The sequence below is a fragment of the Nonomuraea sp. NPDC001831 genome, assembly GCF_042892035.1.
In the GTDB taxonomy this organism is placed as follows: Bacteria; Actinomycetota; Actinomycetes; order Streptosporangiales; family Streptosporangiaceae; genus Nonomuraea.
The window spans coordinates 531,207-547,027 of record NZ_JBIATU010000001.1 but is presented as its reverse complement, the minus strand read 5'-3'; the positions used below and the strand labels follow the sequence as shown (position 1 = coordinate 547,027).

The 15,821-nt window shown below is 71.6% G+C and carries 13 protein-coding genes; 2 read left to right on the top strand and 11 right to left on the bottom strand.

Annotated elements, in window-relative coordinates; genetic code table 11:
- Window positions 1-10 precede the first annotated feature (10 nt).
- The 7 genes from ACFYYW_RS02435 to ACFYYW_RS02405 all read right to left on the bottom strand — a co-directional run bounded on the left by ACFYYW_RS02435 (window position 11) and on the right by ACFYYW_RS02405 (window position 7,362).
- Complete coding sequence (locus ACFYYW_RS02435) at window positions 11-1,726, bottom strand: hydantoinase B/oxoprolinase family protein (RefSeq protein ID WP_387644131.1); 1,716 nt, start codon at window positions 1,724-1,726, stop codon at window positions 11-13.
- Entirely contained in the window at window positions 1,723-3,801 is a 2,079-nt protein-coding gene (locus ACFYYW_RS02430) for a hydantoinase/oxoprolinase family protein (protein WP_387644128.1), read from the bottom strand. The genes ACFYYW_RS02435 and ACFYYW_RS02430 overlap by 4 nt, the downstream gene beginning before the upstream one ends.
- 114 nt (window positions 3,802-3,915) lie before the next feature.
- Window positions 3,916-4,794, bottom strand: a complete 879-nt coding sequence (locus tag ACFYYW_RS02425) for a hypothetical protein (protein WP_387644125.1) — start codon at window positions 4,792-4,794, stop codon at window positions 3,916-3,918.
- Between the two features lie 12 nt (window positions 4,795-4,806).
- Window positions 4,807-5,268 (bottom strand): hypothetical protein, encoded by a 462-nt coding sequence (locus tag ACFYYW_RS02420; RefSeq protein ID WP_387644123.1) that lies wholly within the window; start codon window positions 5,266-5,268, stop codon window positions 4,807-4,809.
- Window positions 5,265-5,954 (bottom strand): NAD-dependent epimerase/dehydratase family protein, encoded by a 690-nt coding sequence (locus ACFYYW_RS02415; RefSeq protein WP_387644120.1) that lies wholly within the window; start codon window positions 5,952-5,954, stop codon window positions 5,265-5,267. Before ACFYYW_RS02415 ends, ACFYYW_RS02420 begins: the two co-directional genes overlap by 4 nt.
- Window positions 5,955-6,094: 140 nt before the next feature.
- Complete coding sequence (locus ACFYYW_RS02410) at window positions 6,095-6,451, bottom strand: metalloregulator ArsR/SmtB family transcription factor (protein WP_352325009.1); 357 nt, start codon at window positions 6,449-6,451, stop codon at window positions 6,095-6,097.
- Complete coding sequence (locus tag ACFYYW_RS02405; RefSeq protein ID WP_387644117.1) at window positions 6,448-7,362, bottom strand: ketopantoate reductase family protein; 915 nt, start codon at window positions 7,360-7,362, stop codon at window positions 6,448-6,450. The genes ACFYYW_RS02410 and ACFYYW_RS02405 overlap by 4 nt, the downstream gene beginning before the upstream one ends.
- Before the next feature lie 231 nt (window positions 7,363-7,593).
- On the opposite strand from ACFYYW_RS02405, the gene ACFYYW_RS02400 reads away from it, so the two are divergent.
- A complete protein-coding gene (locus tag ACFYYW_RS02400; protein ID WP_352325011.1) occupies window positions 7,594-8,496 on the top strand; it encodes an endo-beta-N-acetylglucosaminidase H in 903 nt (300 codons plus the stop codon).
- 63 nt (window positions 8,497-8,559) lie between these two features.
- Here ACFYYW_RS02400 and ACFYYW_RS02395 read toward each other — a convergent pair whose 3' ends face one another.
- Genes ACFYYW_RS02395 through ACFYYW_RS02380 form a run of 4 tightly spaced genes read right to left on the bottom strand, consistent with a single transcriptional unit; the run spans window position 8,560 to window position 14,682 of the window.
- Entirely contained in the window at window positions 8,560-11,556 is a 2,997-nt protein-coding gene (locus ACFYYW_RS02395; protein ID WP_387644114.1) for an alpha-mannosidase, read from the bottom strand.
- 30 nt (window positions 11,557-11,586) lie between these two features.
- The gene (locus ACFYYW_RS02390) at window positions 11,587-12,504 is read right to left on the bottom strand and encodes a carbohydrate ABC transporter permease (protein WP_387644111.1); all 918 of its coding nucleotides are present in this window, start codon (window positions 12,502-12,504) and stop codon (window positions 11,587-11,589) included.
- Between the two features lies 1 nt (window position 12,505).
- Window positions 12,506-13,405 (bottom strand): sugar ABC transporter permease, encoded by a 900-nt coding sequence (locus ACFYYW_RS02385; RefSeq protein WP_352325015.1) that lies wholly within the window; start codon window positions 13,403-13,405, stop codon window positions 12,506-12,508.
- The gene (locus tag ACFYYW_RS02380; protein WP_387644107.1) at window positions 13,402-14,682 is read right to left on the bottom strand and encodes an ABC transporter substrate-binding protein; all 1,281 of its coding nucleotides are present in this window, start codon (window positions 14,680-14,682) and stop codon (window positions 13,402-13,404) included. Before ACFYYW_RS02380 ends, ACFYYW_RS02385 begins: the two co-directional genes overlap by 4 nt.
- Before the next feature lie 98 nt (window positions 14,683-14,780).
- Here ACFYYW_RS02380 and ACFYYW_RS02375 point away from each other — a divergent pair, with 98 nt between their 5' ends.
- Window positions 14,781-15,812, top strand: a complete 1,032-nt coding sequence (locus ACFYYW_RS02375) for a LacI family DNA-binding transcriptional regulator (protein WP_352325018.1) — start codon at window positions 14,781-14,783, stop codon at window positions 15,810-15,812.
- The last annotated feature ends 9 nt before the right edge of the window (window positions 15,813-15,821 follow it).

Genomic DNA, 15,821 nt, shown 5'->3' with positions numbered 1-15,821 from the left:
TGCAGCGGCTTCAGCGCGCCCGGCCTCGCAGCCTGGCGGTGGCGTCCCTGTCGATCAGGCCGTCCGCGGTGATCACGACGCCGTAGTCCCGTTCGGCTCCCTCGTGGGTGACCTTGCCGTCGAGGACGTCTTCGAGGACCAGTTCGGGGATACGTTCGAAGGGGACGCCGTGCCCGCCGCCGCCGGCGGTCACGTGCCGGTGGCGGGTTCCCGCGGTCATCTCGAAGTGCGGTTTGGACTCCAGCACCCGTTCACCGGGACCGCCGGGGTCGAGCATGTTGAGCGAGGGGGTTCCCGGTGCGCCGCCGGCCAGCCCGTACGGCAGGAACCTGCGCCGGTCGGACCTGATCTGCACCTTGGCCTCGGCCGCCAGCAGCGTCATGTCGCGGAAGGTCGCCAGGCCACCGCGCCAGCGGCCCGCTCCGCCGCTGTCGGGGAGGTAGCCGTAACCGTCGATGCGGAGGTGGCCGGAGCGTTCCAGCTCCTCGACCGGCGTGTTGGTCAGGTTCGCGCCCAGGGAGCTGATCCCGTCGACGCCGTCGCGGTCGGGACGCGCGCCCCACGCCCCCGCCAGCGGGTCCCACAACACCATGGACTCCCCGTCCGGCCCGACGAGGCCGATCGCGATCCCGTCGGGCCCGCCTTCCCCGGCGGCCGGCACCCGGGCGGGGAACACCGGGGCGAGCGCCCCGAGCACGGCGTCGATGATCCGGAAGCCGACGAGCCCGCGGGCGCCGCGCGCGGCCGGCCGCCGGCCGTTGAGGATGGAGGCTTCCGGGATGACGAAACTGAACGGCCGGTAGAAGCCGCTGTTGGCCGGGATGTCGGAGGCGAGCACGCCCTGCAGGGCGGCGTAGGCGGCGGAGCGGGTGAAGGAGGCCGTCGCGTTGAGCGCGGAGTCCACCTGCGGCGAGGAGCCGGTGAAGTCGAGCTCGATCCCCGACCCGGACAGCGTGACCTTGACCCGGATCGGGATCGGCCCGGACCCGAGGCCGTCGTCGTCGATGTGGTCGAGGAACTCGTAGGCGCCCGGGACGGCCTCGGCGAGCGCGGCGCGCAGCAGGGTCTCGGAGTAGTCGAGCAGCTCGTCGACGAGGGCGGCGAGCCCGTGGACGCCGTGCCGCGCCGCGAGCGCGCGCAGCCCCTCGGCCCCGGTGTGGCAGGCCGCGAGCTGCGATTCGAGGTCGCCGCGCAGTAGCTCGGGCTCGCGGACGTTGCGCAGGATCAGCCGCAGGAACGTCTCGTTCACCGTGCCGGCCTCGACGAGGCACGACGGCGGGATCTGCACGCCTTCGGCGAAGATGCTGGTCGACTGCACGGCCATCGAACCGGCGGCCCACCCGCCGACGTCGGTGTGGTTGACGACCGTGACCGCGAAGCCCAGGAGGTCCGCTCCGGCGAACACCGGGGCGACCGCGAAGATGTCGGGCAGGTGCATGCCGCCCAGGGACGGGTCGTTGAGCAGGTAGACGTCTCCTGGACGGATCCGGTCGCCGAACTCGTCGAGGATCGCCTCCATCGCGTCCGGGATGGACCCGAGGTGCACCGGCAGGGTGTTGGCCTGGGCGATCACCCGGCCGTGCGCGTCGCACAGGGCGGCGGAGAAGTCCATGCTGGACGCCACGAGCTGCGAGTGAGCCGTGCGCAGGATCGTGATCGCCATCTCGTCGGCGATCCCGGTGACGGCGTTGCGGAAGACCTCGAAGGTCACGGCGTCGCGGATCATGAGGCGCTCCAGGTGATGACGATGTTGTTGAGCCGGTCGAGGTGCACCCGGGCGCCGGGCGGGACGAGGGTGGTGGCGTCCATGTCCTCGACGACCATCGGTCCCTCGAGCGGTTCGGGGCCGAGATCCGACCGGCCCACGACGGGCGTGGGCATGGTCCGCTCGAACCGGCACGCGCGGACGGCGGGCTCGCCGCCGGGGGCGAGGGGCAGGCTCAGCACGTCCGCGATGGACACCGGGGTGGGGAGCCGGCCGCGTACCCGGAGGTTGACCAGCTCCACCAGCTCGTCCGTGCCGGCCCGGCCGTAGGTGCGCCGGTGCTCGGCGTGGAAGCGGGACCGCGTCTCGGCGAGCAGGTCCTCGGTGAGGTCGCCGTCGGGCACCCGGATCCGCAGCTCGAATCGCTGGCCGCGGTAGCGCATGTCCAGGAGCCGGTCCACGACGGCGTCGGCGCCCAGCTGGTCGCGCACGAGCGCGGACAGCCGCGCGAACTCCGCGGCGAGCGCGCCCACGTCGGCGAGGCCGGCCCGGTACGGGGTGAGCTCCTGGCGTTCGGTGTCGGCCACGAGCAGGCCCAGGCTGCTGAACAGTCCCGGATGAACGGGCACGATCACGGTCGAGATCCCCAGCTCGCGGGCCAGCGCGGCGGCATACAGAGGGCCCGCGCCGCCGAAGGCGACCATGGTGGCCTCCCGCGGGTCCCGCCCTCGTTCGCTGGTCACCGCCTTGACCGCGGTCGTCATGCTCGACACCGCCACCTGGTACGCGCCGCGCGCGGCGCCCGCCACGTCGTCGCCGAGCTGCTCGGCCACCGCCGACAACGCCTTCGCGGCCAGCTCCGGGTGGATCGCCACCCGGCCGCCGGCCAGCGCGTCGGGGCTGAGGTAGCCGAGCGTCACGTTGGCGTCGGTCAGGGTGGGCAGCTCGCCGCCCTGGCCGTAGCAGGCGGGACCGGGACGCGAGCCGGCGCTGACGGGCCCCACGTGCAGGGCGCCCGCCGCGTCGACGGAGATGACGCTGCCGCCGCCGGAGCCGACCTCGGCGATGTCGATCGACGGCGCCCGCACCGGGTACCCGGCGCCGGAACTGAGACCGCGGGCGCCGTTCATGCCGCCGCCGACCTCGTAGTCGGCCGAGACGAACGGCTCACCGTGCTCGATCAGGGACGCCTTCGCCGTGGTCCCGCCCATGTCGAACGCGACCACCGTGGACAGGCCCATCAACTGGGCCAGCTTCTGCACGGCGGTCACGCCGGCCGCCGGACCGGACTCGATGATCTGCACCGGCCGTCGCGCGACGGAGGCCGCGTCGAGCAGTCCGCCGCTGGACTGCATGACCAGCAGGGGCGCGCGCACCTTCGCCGAGCGCAGCCCCGCTTCGAGCCGGGTGAGGTATCCGTGCACGGTGGGGCCGACGTAGGCGTTGACCGTGGCGGTGCTCGTGCGTTCGAACTCGTGCGGCTGTGGGGAGACGTCGACCGACGCCGTGACGTACACGCCGGGCAGTTCGGCTCGCAGCAGCGCGGCGACCCGCCGTTCCTCGTCCGGGCGGACGTAGGAGTTGATCAGGCACACGGCCACCGCTTCGATGCCGTCCGCGCGCAGGCGTCCGGCCAGGGCGCGGATCTCGTCCTCGCCGGCCGGTGGGGCGAGCCGGCCGTCGGCGGTGATCCGCTGGTCGAGTTCGTGCCGGTCGCGTCGCCGGGCGAGGGGTTCGGGCTTGGACCATGACAGGTCGTAGAGCACCGGCCGGCGCAGCCGCCCGATCTCCAGCACGTCGCGGAAGCCGCGGGTGGTGACCACCGCGGTGCGCACGCCGTTCATCGACAGGATCGCGTTGGTGGCGACGGTCGTGCCGTGCAGCATCGCGACCACGGCCTCGGGCCGGGCCCCGGCCAGGGAGAGCACGCCGGTGGTCGCCGCCACCACGCCGGCGCCGTAGTCGGGCGGGGTGGACAGCACCTTCATGGGGACGACCTCGCCGTCCGGCCCCAGCGCGATGACGTCGGTGAAGGTGCCGCCGATGTCGGCGCCGACTCGCCAGCCGGCCGGTCGAGGATCGTGACTGGGGGGCACTGGATCTCCTTCGTTCTACGGAGCGACTGGGATCACAGTACGAGTGGGTTGAGATATCAGCAATGCCTAGTTGTCATTTTTATGTGAGTCAGGTGATATGACTTGCCTAGGTAGTCAGCGTGATTCCGGCTCGTCCGACAGACGCACTACGGCGGTGCCGGCCTGGGACTCGCCGAACCCCCAGCCCGCGACGAGCGAGCAGCCGACCGCCTCCAGGACGTCGGTCCACGGCCAGGGGCCGTCGCCGCAGTAGAAGCCGCCCTCGCTGCGCGCGTCGTCCTTGGCGAGACAGAGCATGCGCAGATGGTCGCGGAGCGCGGGATGCGCGACCGCGCCCAGCCGCCCTTCCCAGGGCTGCACGGCGGAGCGGGCGTACCGCAGGTCGGAGACGGACACCAGGTGGCCGGGGCCACGTTCGGTGAACGTGGCGGCCCGCATCGCGTCGGTGAGGGTGCCGTCGGTGGCGACGCGCAGCAGCACGGTCAGCCAGCCGTTCAGTTTCTCGCACGCCCCGCCGGTCAGATCGACGCCGTGGCGGCTCAGGAGCGGCCCCAACTGCGCGCCGCGCACCAGCACCTCACCGGCTTCATCGGCTTCGTCGACCGCGGACACGGCCCGCAGGTCGGCCACGAAGGCGTCGCCGAACGGCCGGGGGCCCTTGTGCCCGTCCTCGTCCCAAGGCCCTGTTCCCGCCAGCAGATCGGGGTCGAACCAGAACAACGACCCGCCCAGGTCGAACCGCCACGTCCAGGGCGAGAAGGGGTGTGCACCGTCCGGATCCGGGAGGCGCCTCGCCTCCCGGCCCGACAGGGCGTCGGCGGTGGCCCAGTCGTTCGGGAACAGGAACTCGTCGAAGGTGTCCGAGGCGTAGTAGACGCCGTACCTGGCGGCAGGGTCCACGGCCGTCCCTCCACCGAGCAGGATCTCGAACGCGCCGGCCAGCGCGGCCTCCCACTCGCTGGAGTCAGCCGCCGGGTTCGTCTCGGATGTCACGATGAACACTCCTCATGTCATGTCACGCGGATTGTCGCAAGCTATCGGACACCCACCGCCCATGACCTGCCTCTGCGCCCGTGACCGGCGGCTGAGCTGCCTGCGGTGCACCACGAGGCCGGCCAGCGTCAGCAGCGAGAGGAGGGCGAGCTGCCACCAGTTGTCCGGGTTGCCGCCGAGGTCCAGGTCGGCCGCGTGGTTCACCACGTGCAGCGTGTTGGCGACGAGGAACCCGACCAGCACGACCGACAGCACGTCGCGCCACACCAGCGCGCTCAGCATCATCAGCCCGATGCCGATCTGGAAGACCCCGGCGTCGTGCAGGAAGTGCACGTGATTGGGGAAGCGGGCGAAGACCGCGAACCCCGCCGGGTCGAGGCGCATCCACACGCCGAAGCCCAGCATCGTCAGCGCGCCGACCGCCACGGCCGCCTGGACGAAGATCCTGGCCGGCCTGCTGTAGCCGTTCGTCATCGCATGTCCTCCAGTCCGTCCGGAACGCTCGGGTGCACCGGGGTCCAGCCCAGGTCGCGGGTGGCCTTGGCGTGCGAGACCCGCATCGTGGTGTCCAGCACGGGCGCCCGTTTGCGCATCAGGTCGGCGAACAGGTCGCTGAAGGCGTTCCTGCCGTAGAACATGCCGTAGCGCAGGGCGAAGCCCTCGATGCCGTCGGCGGCGAACACCTGGCTCTCGGTCGCCACGCTGGAGTCGGTCACCAGGTCGGCGACGGTGCCGACGTGCACGCCGAACTCGTCGTCCTCGGTCAGCACGCGGTCGCCGTGGTCGCGGTAGCCGTACCCGGTGATCAGCGACTGGGTGACGAACCGGCGCGCGCCGACGGCCCGCGCGGCGTCCAGCAGGTGCGCGGTCCCGCGGTCACGCAGGGCGAGGGTGGGGTCGTCGGGGCGCAGTCTGCGCGAGGCGCCGCGCAGCGCCGTGGCCTGGTGCATGACGACGTCGGCGGCGTGCCCGTCGAGCGCGCGCAGCAGCGCGTCCCGGTCGAGCACGTCGGCGACGACGGCGTGCGCGCCGCGGTCGGTGACGATCCGCCGTCTGGCGGGATCGCGGACGACGGCGACCACCTCGTGCCCCGCCGCGGCCAGCGCCGACAGCAGCGGAACCCCGATCGCGCCGGTCGCCCCGGCCAGCAGTACCTTCATCGCCCCTGCTCCTTCGCCCGTCGCCCGTGGGGGTGTGTCACGGAGATCTCCTCAGCTGGATGGACAGCACTGCGAGGACGGGACAGCCGCTCCCGATGTGACAGACCGGGACGGGAAGGCGCGCGGGCGGTTGCCGGCCGCTACTGACCGTCCGGCTGTTCGCCGGGGCCGGAGGCGCACGAGATGATCAACGTGATGAGGTCGCGCATGGGGGTCAGCAGCTCCGGATAGGCGTCGGCGTCGAGGTCGTACAGGCGCAGGGTGCCCTTGCGCCGTACCGTCAGCAGACCCGCGTCGCGCAGGATCTTGAGGTGGTGGGAGGTGGCGGGCTGGGACAGCTCCAGGTGCGCGGCGATGTCGCCGACGCTGCGGGGGGCCGCGGACTCCAGCAGGTGGACGACGATCTCCTGCCTGCGCTCGTCCCCCAGGGCGGTGAACAGCGGCCGGGTCCGGGCGAACAGCGCGAGGACGTCCCGGGCCTCGATCGAGCCGCTCATGCGGGCAACGAGTCGCGCACGGCGGACAGGCGGCCGACCGGCAACGCCCTGGCGGACCCTTCGGCGATCCAGCCGTCCAGCATCAGGCGGGTCTGCGCGCTCACCTTCGTGAAGTGCGTCTCCAGGTAGCGGCGCAGGTCGAACGGGAGCAGCCGGGGCAGCACGCGCAACGCCAGGCCCACGGCCCAGGACGGGACGGGGACGGGAGCGCGCAGCCCGTGCTGGGCGCGGACCACCGCGACGGCCTCCCGGACGGCTGCGGCGGCCCCTCGCAACCGCGGGCCGGACGCGGGCAGCCGCCAGCCGGAGGACTCCAGCGCGGCGATGTAGGGGATCATCCGGGCGGCGGTGAGCTCCCCCGCGCCGGCCCGCGGCACCCGCCTGGCCCGCACGCCGCCGGCCCGCAGCGCGGCGACGACCTGCGGGGCGCGCGCTCCGGTGACGCCCGTCGCCGTACCGGGCGGCACCCAGTACGCCACCCCCGGCGCGGGGACCTCGTGCTCCAGCGGCGCCTGGTAGGCCAGCAGCGTCGGGGTCACCTGGACGATCTGCTCCTGCGGCCAGACGCCGGCCAGGGTGCGCAGATCGCCCGGATCCTGGCCGATGGTGACCACCGTCGCCGTGCCGGTCACCGCACGCAGCGCGCCCGTCCAGTCGCCGCGCAGCGCCGGGGAGTCCACGCAGAGCCACACCATGTCCCACTGTTCGCGGGGCGGCTCGCTGCGCACCTCGTACGGCGTGATCCGCTCGGTCACCGGCGCCCGCCCCCGTCTGAGCCGGTACACCGGAGCCCCTTCCCAGCCCTCCCGGCCCGACCGGACGAGATAGCTGACCCGGGCCCCGCCCGCGGCCAGCCACGCCCCGAAGACCTGCCCCAGCGCGCCGGCACCGACAATCAGCACCTTCGTCATCACTGCTCCATACATCTAAATATTTGGATGTATGGAACACTACCACCGGAGAGATCTCCGGTGCGCGCGACGCCTTTCCGCGCCGCGGACACCTTGACAGCGGGCCCCGGGCTGCCGATGATCGAGGCGCTATACCGATTTATCTCCAGCCCCCATGCAGCCTCGCGAGAACGAGTGGACCGGACTTAACCGATATAGCAAATCATCCCCCCATGCCCTGAGGAGTCGATCGTGAGTTCACCGCTCATGCGCAGAAGGACCCTGCTGGCAGCGCTGGCCGCGACCGCCGCAGGTGCCGCGTTACCCACCGCGGCACACGCCGAGCGCCGCGCGGCCGCCAAGACCGGCCCGCTCTCGGTGGTCTACATCGAGGTCAACAGCGAGAGCATGACCAACGTCGCGAAGTACACGCTCGCCCGAGGCGGCGCGCAGGTGTTCGACATCGCGGTCATCTTCGCCGCCAACATCAACTACGACGGCACCAAGGCCTACCTCCACTGCAACGAGAACGTGCAGCGGGTGCTCGACAACGTGGCGACCGAGGTCCGCCCGCTGCAGCAGAAGGGCATCAAGGTCCTGCTGTCGATCCTCGGCAACCACCAGGGCGCCGGCTTCGCGAACTTCCCGTCCCGGCAGGCCGCCGACGCGTTCGCCCAGGAACTGGCCGACGTGGTGACGACGTACGGGCTCGACGGCATCGACTTCGACGACGAGTACGTCGAGTACGGCAGGAACGGCACCGGCCAGCCGAACGACTTCTCCTTCGTCTACCTGGTCCAGGCCCTGCGCCAGAAGCTGCCGAACAAGCTCATCACGCTCTACGACATCGGCCCGGCCGCCGACCGCCTCTCCTACAACGGCGTCAGCATCAACAACACCTTCGACTACGCCTGGAACCCCTGGTACGGCACCTGGTCCGTGCCGAACGGCCCGACCTCCAGGTCCCGCCTGTCGCCGGCCGCCGTGTCGTTCACCGGCACCAGCTCGTCCACCGCCGCCTCCCTGGCCCGCCGTACGGTCAGCGAGGGGTACGGCGTCTTCCTCACCTACAACCTCACCTCGGCGAACACCGCCTCCTACATCTCGGCCTTCACCAGCAAGCTGTACGGCAGCTCCGCCGTCTACACCCCCTGACGCCTCCGCCGTGAACGCACGTGAGGGGCGCCCGGACGGGCGCCCCTCATCGGGAACGTGCGGTCAGCGGCCGAGCCGGAGGGTGACCAGCTCGAACGGCCGCAACGTCACCGGGATCGACCGGCCGGGCCGCTCGGGCTCGGCCAGCGGGCGCTCCAGCAGGTCGGTCACGGTCACCGAGGTGACGGGGAAGCCGGCCGTGAGCGTGGCCGTCGCCCGGCCGCCGCGCGACTCGTGGAAGCGCACCACGACGTCGCCGCTGCCGTCGTCGGCCAGCTTGACGGCGGTGATCACGACCGCGTCGTCGTCCACCGTGACCAGCGGCGCCACCTCGGCGGCGCCGGACAGCACCCGCTCGGGCAGGTTGAGGAACCAGCCCTCGCGCACCGCGTCGCCGATCGTCGCGCCGGGCAGCAGCGCGTGCCGGAAGGTGTGCCTGCCCTGGTCGGTCTCGGGGTCGGGGAAGCGGGGGGCGCGCAGCAGCGACACCCGCAGGGTCGTGGTGGTGCCGCCGTCGGCGCGCACGGTCCGGGTCACGTCGTGGCCGTAGGTGGAGTCGTTGACCACGGCCACGCCCCAGCCGGGCTCCTCCAGGTGCACGAACTTGTGGTTGCACGCCTCGAACTTGGCCGCCTCCCAGCTCGTGTTGGTGTGGGTGGCGCGGTAGGCGTGGCCGTACTGGCTCTCGGAGGCGTAGCGCTCGGCGCGCACGTCGAGGGGGAAGGCCAGTTTGAGGAACTTCTCCGTCTCGTGCCAGTCGACCTCGGTGGCGATGTCGACCCGCCGCCCGTCCAGCGAGATCACCTGCGTGACGGACGAGCCGCCGAACGAGCGGGTGACGCGGACCGAGCCGGGCCGCTCGCCGGCCGTCACCTCGTCGGCGGCGGTGAGGTCGGCGACGGTGTTGCGGTAGAACTCGTCCACGTCCCAGGCGTCCCACATGTTGGGGAAGTCCTGGTGCAGCTGGAGCAGGTTGGCGGCCTGGCCGGGGGGCAGGGTCTCGCGCCGGGCCCCCAGGTCGTAGGCGGAGACGATCAGTCCGCGGCCGTCCACCTCGACCCGGAGCAGGCCGTTGTGCAGCACGAAGCCGCCGCCCTCGCGGGGTTCCCGGTTCGTCGGGGCCCCCGGTACGGCCGGGGCCGCGCCGCCGGCCGGCACGCCGTTGCGGGCGTGCGGGGCCGCGTTGAAGACCAGCTCGTGGGGGCCGTCTCCGGCCAGGGCCCGCTGAGCGTCGTCGATCAGGCCGGTCAGCTCCTCGGCCAGCGCCGCGTAGGTGGCCCTGGCCTCGCGGTGCACCCAGGCGATCGACGAGCCGGGCAGGATGTCGTGGAACTGGTGCAGCAGCACCGTCTTCCAGATGCGGTCGAGCTGCTCGTACGGGTAGGGCGCGCCGGCCCGCACGGCGGCCGTGGCGGCCCACAGCTCGGCCTCGCGCAGCAGCGACTCGCTGCGCCGGTTGCCCTGCTTGGTCTTGGCCTGGCTGGTCAGCGTGGCGCGGTGCAGCTCCAGGTAGAGCTCGCCCACCCAGACCGGCGGGTCGGGGTACTCGGCCTCGGCCTTGGCGAAGAAGGCGGCGGGGGTCTCCCAGGTGACGGTGGCCGAGCCCTCCAGGTCGCGCAGCCGGGCGGCCTTGGCCACCATCTCGCGGGTGGTGCCGCCGCCGCCGTCGCCCCAGCCGGTGGGGGCCAGCGAGTGCCGGGCGACGCCCTTGTCCTTGAAGTTGCGGGCCGCGTGCGCGATCTCCCGGCCGTTCATCGAGCAGTTGTAGGTGTCGACCGGCGGGAAGTGCGTGAACACCCGCGTCCCGTCGATGCCCTCCCACAGGAACGTGTGGTGCGGGAACGTGTTCGTCCGGCTCCACGAGATCTTCTGCGTGAGCAGCCGCTTCGAGCCCGCCGCCTTGATGATCTGCGGCAGCCCGGCCGCGAACCCGAACGTGTCGGGCAGCCACACCTCCTCGTTGTCGACGCCGAACTCGTCGATGAAGAAGCGTTTGCCGTGCACGAACTGGCGGGCCATGGCCTCGGAGCCGGGCATGTTGGTGTCGGACTCCACCCACATGCCGCCGGTCGGGACGAACCGCCCGGCCGCCACGGCCTTGGTCACCTTGGCCCACACCTCGGGCCGGTGCTCCTTGATCCACGCCCACTGCTGGGCCTGCGACATCGCGAACACGAACTCCGGCTCGTCGGCCAGCAGCGCCGTCATGTTGGAGGCCGTACGGGCGACCTTGCGGACGGTCTCGCGCAGCGGCCAGAGCCAGGCCGAGTCGATGTGGGCGTGCCCGACCGCGCTGATCCGGTGCGCCGAGGGCACGGCGGGCGCGGACAGCACGCCGGCCAGCTCGGCGCGGGCCGCCCCGGCGGTGGCGTTGACGTCCTGGAGGTCGATCGCGTCCAGGGCGCGGTCGATGGCCCGGGTGAGCTCCGCGCGGCGGCCGCTGTCGGCGGGCAGCTCGTGCATCAGCTCCCCGGCCACCTCCAGGTCGAGGATCAGGTTCCACACCGTCTCGTCGAACACGGCCAGGTCCATGCGCGCCAGCCGGTACTGCGGCTCGCTGCCCGCCGTCTCCTTGTCGCCGAGCAGGGTGGGCACGAACGGCTTGTAGTCCAGCACGACCGGGTTGGAGGCCGCCTCGATCCGCAGCTCGACCTGCTCGCCGCCGGCCACCGGCGCGCCGACGCGCACCCACTGGTTACGCGGGTTGAGCCCCTTCACGGGCGTGCCGTCGGGCAGGTAGACCAGGCCCTCGCACTGGAAGCCCGGCATGTTCTCGTCGAAGCCGAGGTCGAGCACCGCCTCGACGGTCCGGCCCGCCCAGGCGGGCGGGACGGTGCCGGTCACCGTGAACCAGCTCGTCGCCCACGGCGCGCCCCAGGCCGCGCCGACCGCGATCGGCTCGGTCGGGGCCGCCAGCCCTTCGGCGACGGGTACGGGCTCGCCCGGCGCGGTCCAGACGCGCACGTCCATCGGCACGGACTCGGGGTAGACGGCCGGGCGCAGACGTTCGTCCAGCACGCGCTTGAGGCGGGCTTCGACCAGGGTGCGGTCGTCATGCATGGAGAGAGACTCCTCGTTCTCGGAACCGGCTCAGCCCTTGATCGCGCCCTCGGCGACGCCCCGGAAGAAGAAGCGCTGCAGCGAGGCGAACAGGAGCACGATGGGCAGGAAGGAGATCATTGTCCCAGCGGCGATGAGACGGGGGTTGGCGCTGAACGTGCCGTTGAGGTACTGCAGTCCGACGGTCAGCGTGAAGTTCTTCGGGTCGTTGAGCACGATGAGCGGCCACAGGAAGTCGTCCCAGGCGCCGATGAACGCGAAGATCGTGATCACGCTCAGCATGCCGCGCACGTTCGGCAGCCCGAGCCGGACGAGCCGCTGCCAGGGGGTCGCCCCGTCGATGACCGCCGCCTCGTCCATCTCCTTGGGGATGGCCTGGAAGGCGGTGCGCATCAGCAGCACGTTCAGCATGCCGATCGCGCCGGGCAGGGCCACGCCGAGCAGCGTGTCGGCCAGGCCCATGCCGCGGACGGTGACGTACTGGGAGACGATCGTCACCTCGCCCGGCAGCACGAGCGTGGACAGGAACAGCACCAGGAGCAGCTTGGCACCCCGGAACTCCAGCCTGGCCAGCGCGAACCCGGCCAGCGTCGCGCCGACCGCGTTGCCGCCCACCACGATGACCGCCACGATCACCGAGTTGAGCGCGTACGTCCACACGGGGATGGTGTCCGCGACGCGCGCGTAGTTCGCCAGCGTCGGCTGGTGCGGGACGAAGCTGGGGGTCTGTGCGAAGACGTCCTCGAACGGGCCCTTCAGCGAGGTGGACAACTGCCACAGGAACGGCAGGATGGTGATCGCCAGGACGAGCAGCAGCAGCGCGTACCGCAGGACCAGCTCACCCGGCCTGGTGGCGCCGAACCCGCCCCGGCCCCGGCGGCGGCCGCCGTGCCGCCCCGGGCGGGCCACCGCGGCGGCGGGTCGCGGGCTCGCCTTCATAGCGGCCATGTCAGTCCGCCTTCCTGTTGAGCCGGGTCAGCAGGAGCATCGGGCCGATCGTGATGACGAAGAGCAGGATGCTCAGCGCCGAGGCGTAGCCGAAGTGGCCGTAGAAGCCGCGGCTGTACATCTGGATCAGCATGACCAGCGACATCGCCCGCCCGCCCGGACCGCCGGTGCCGTTGGACAGCACGAACAGCTCGGAGAACACGCGCAGGGCCGACACCGAGACCAGCACCGACACCAGCAACATCGTGTTGCGCACGCCGGGCACCGTCACGCTCCAGAACCGGCGTACGGCCCCCGCCCCGTCCACGGCCGCGGCCTCGTGCAGTTCGCGCCGCACGTTCCCGAGCGCCGACAGGTAGATGATCATGTAGTAGCCCAGCCCCTTCCACACCGTCAGGGTGATGGCGCTGAGGACCAGCAGCCACCGGTCGGTCAGGAACGGCAGCGGCCCCTGCAGCACGCCCATCGCCTGCATGAGCCCGTTGATCAGGCCCCGGTCGCTCAGCAGCCAGCTCCAGATCAGCGCGACCACGACGGCGGAGGCGACGACCGGCGTGTAGAAGGCGGTGCGGAAGAACGTGATGCCGGGGATCTTCTTCTCCACCAGGATCGCCAGCAGCAGCGGCAGCAGGGTGAGCACCGGCAGGCAGACCAGCATGAAGACGACGCTGTTGAGCAGCGCGTCGCCGAGCTGGTCGTCGTCGAGCATGCGGCCGAAGTTGGCCAGCCCGGTGAAGTGCCCGCCGCTGAGCGGCTTGGCGTTGGTGAAGGCCAGCACCAGCGTGTTCAGCGAGGGCCAGACGTTGAAGACGAGCAGCCACAACGCGGCGGGCGCCACCAGCAGCCAGGGGGTGAGCCGGCGGCGGAGGGCGCCCTGTGCGGGGATCGCGGGGGTGATCACTGGTTGAGCAGCTCGTTGCACTTGGCGACCGCGGCGTCCAGCGCCTCCTTGGCGGAGACCTCGCCGTTGAGCGCGAGGGCGATCTGCTGGCGGATGAACTTGCTCATCGCCTCGGTCACCTCGACCGGCTGCAGCACCTTGGCGGTGGCCAGCGACTTGAAGGCGATGACCTTGGCGTCGCCGGCGTTGGTGCCGTCGCTCCGGGTGAAGAACGGGTCGCCGGCCGAGGCCTTGGTGCTGGGGAAGACGCTGACCTCGTGCGCGAACGCCGCCTGGTTCTCGGCGCTGGTCACCCAGCGGGCCAGCGCGATCGCCGCGGCCGGGTTCTTGCTCTTCTTCGACACCGACAGGCCCTGCACGTACAGCGGCGGGGTGCCCATCGCGGTCGAGGGCACGACCTTGGGCGCGAGCGAGGGGTTGTCGGTCTTGACGGCGATGATGTGGTTGGCGCCGGCCGTCGTCCAGGCCACGGTGCCCTCGTTGAACAGCTTGGCGTTGCCCGCGTAGGTGTCGGTCAGCACGTCGCGCGGCAGTAAGCCCTCCTTGAAGGCGGCCCGGTACTTCTCGATCACCGCGACGGCCTCGGGGGTGTTGAAGACGAAGCTCTTGCCGTCGTCGGACAGCAGTTTCACGCCCGCCTGCGCCAGGTCGCCCAGCTCGGGGCGGCGGCTCATCAGGTAGGTCTTGCCGCCGGACTTCTCCTTGTACGTCCTGGCCTGCTCGACCAGCTCGTCGAACGTCGTCGGCGGCTTGGCCGCGTCGAGGCCGTTCTTCTTCATCAACTCGGAGTTCCAGTAGTTGACGTCGGTGTTGAGGTACCAGGGGTAGCCGTAGGTGCCGGGGTAGCCGCGGAAGGTGTAGGCGTCGATGCCGCCCGCGACGTACTCGTCGGCGAGCTTGGGGTCGGCGGCGGCGACGTCGAGCAGCATGCCCTGCTGGACCAGGGGCCTGGCGAAGTCCGGGGGCAGGTTGGTGACGTCGGGGAGTGTTCCGGAGGCGGCCTGGTTCAGTACCTTCTCGGAGTAGGCGTCCGCCGGCTGGTCGAGCCATTCGACCTTCGTGCCGGGGTACTTCTTCTCGAAGGCGGCGATGACGCCCTCGACGTACGCCGTGAACTTGGGCTTCAGGGCCCACGTCTGGAGGCTGACAGTGCCCTTCACCTCTCCCGTGGCCGCCGCGGTCGGGGCGGCGGCTCCCGGCTCGGCGGACCCGCCGAGGCCGCAGCCCGAGACGACCATGACGGCTGCCACCGCCGGGCCCGTCCAGTACCTACGCATGGCGCTCTCCTTGGTTACTAAATCGCTCTAGTTGCGGGACTATTCACCTGGCTAGACTCGTGTGTCAATAGCTGAGACGAATTCGTGAAGGAGCAGTGGTGCGCCGACCGACGATCACCGACATCGCCGAGCGGGTCGGGGTTTCCAAGGGCGCGGTGTCCTTCGCGCTCAACGGCCGCCCGGGGGTCGGAGAGGCCACCCGCGCGCGAATCCTGCAGGTCGCCAAGGAGATGAACTGGCGTCCGCACAGCGCCGCCCGGGCCCTGGGCGGGGCGCGCGCGGAGGCGGTGGGCCTGGTCATCGCCCGGCCCGCCAGCGCACTCGGCGTGGAGCCGTTCTTCGCCCAGTTACTGTCCGGCCTGCAGTCGGGGCTGTCGGCCCAGGCCGTCGCGCTGCAACTGCTGATCGTGGAGGACGCCGAGGCCGAGATGGAGATCTACCGCGAGTGGACCTCCGCCCACCGGGTCGACGGCTTCGTCATGGTGGACCTCATGGTCCGCGACCCGCGCATCGCGGTGCTGGAGGAACTGGGCGTGCCCGCCGTCGTCCTGGGCGGGCCGGGCCGGCACGGGTCGTTGTCGAGCGTCTGGGCCGACGACCGGGAGGCCATGTTGTCGATCGTGGACTACCTGGCCGCGCTCGGTCACCGCAGGATCGCGCACGTCGCGGGCCTGCCCGCGTTCCGGCACACCCAGCGGCGCGCCCGCGCGCTGCGCGACCGGGCAGGGCGGCTGGCCCTGGAGGAGGCGGTGTCGGTGCACACCGACTTCAGCGACTCCGAGGGCGCCGCCGCGACGCGCGCGCTGCTGTCGCGGCCCCGCCGGCCCACCGCCATCGTCTACGACAGCGACGTGATGGCCCTGGCCGGGCTGGGGGTGGCCGGCGAGATGGGGGTGAAGGTGCCCGACGACCTGTCCATCGTGGCCTTCGACGACTCGGTGCTCACGCGGATCACCCACCCCGCGATCACCGCGCTCTCCCGCGACACGTTCGCCTTCGGCAAGCGGCTGGCCGAGGTGATGCTGGAGGTCATCGCCGACCCTGAGCAGCGCAAGGACGTCAAGACCGAGACCCCCCGGCTGACGGTCCGGGAGAGCACGGCGGCTCCGGGGGCTTGGCAGGGCGACTAAATCGCTTTA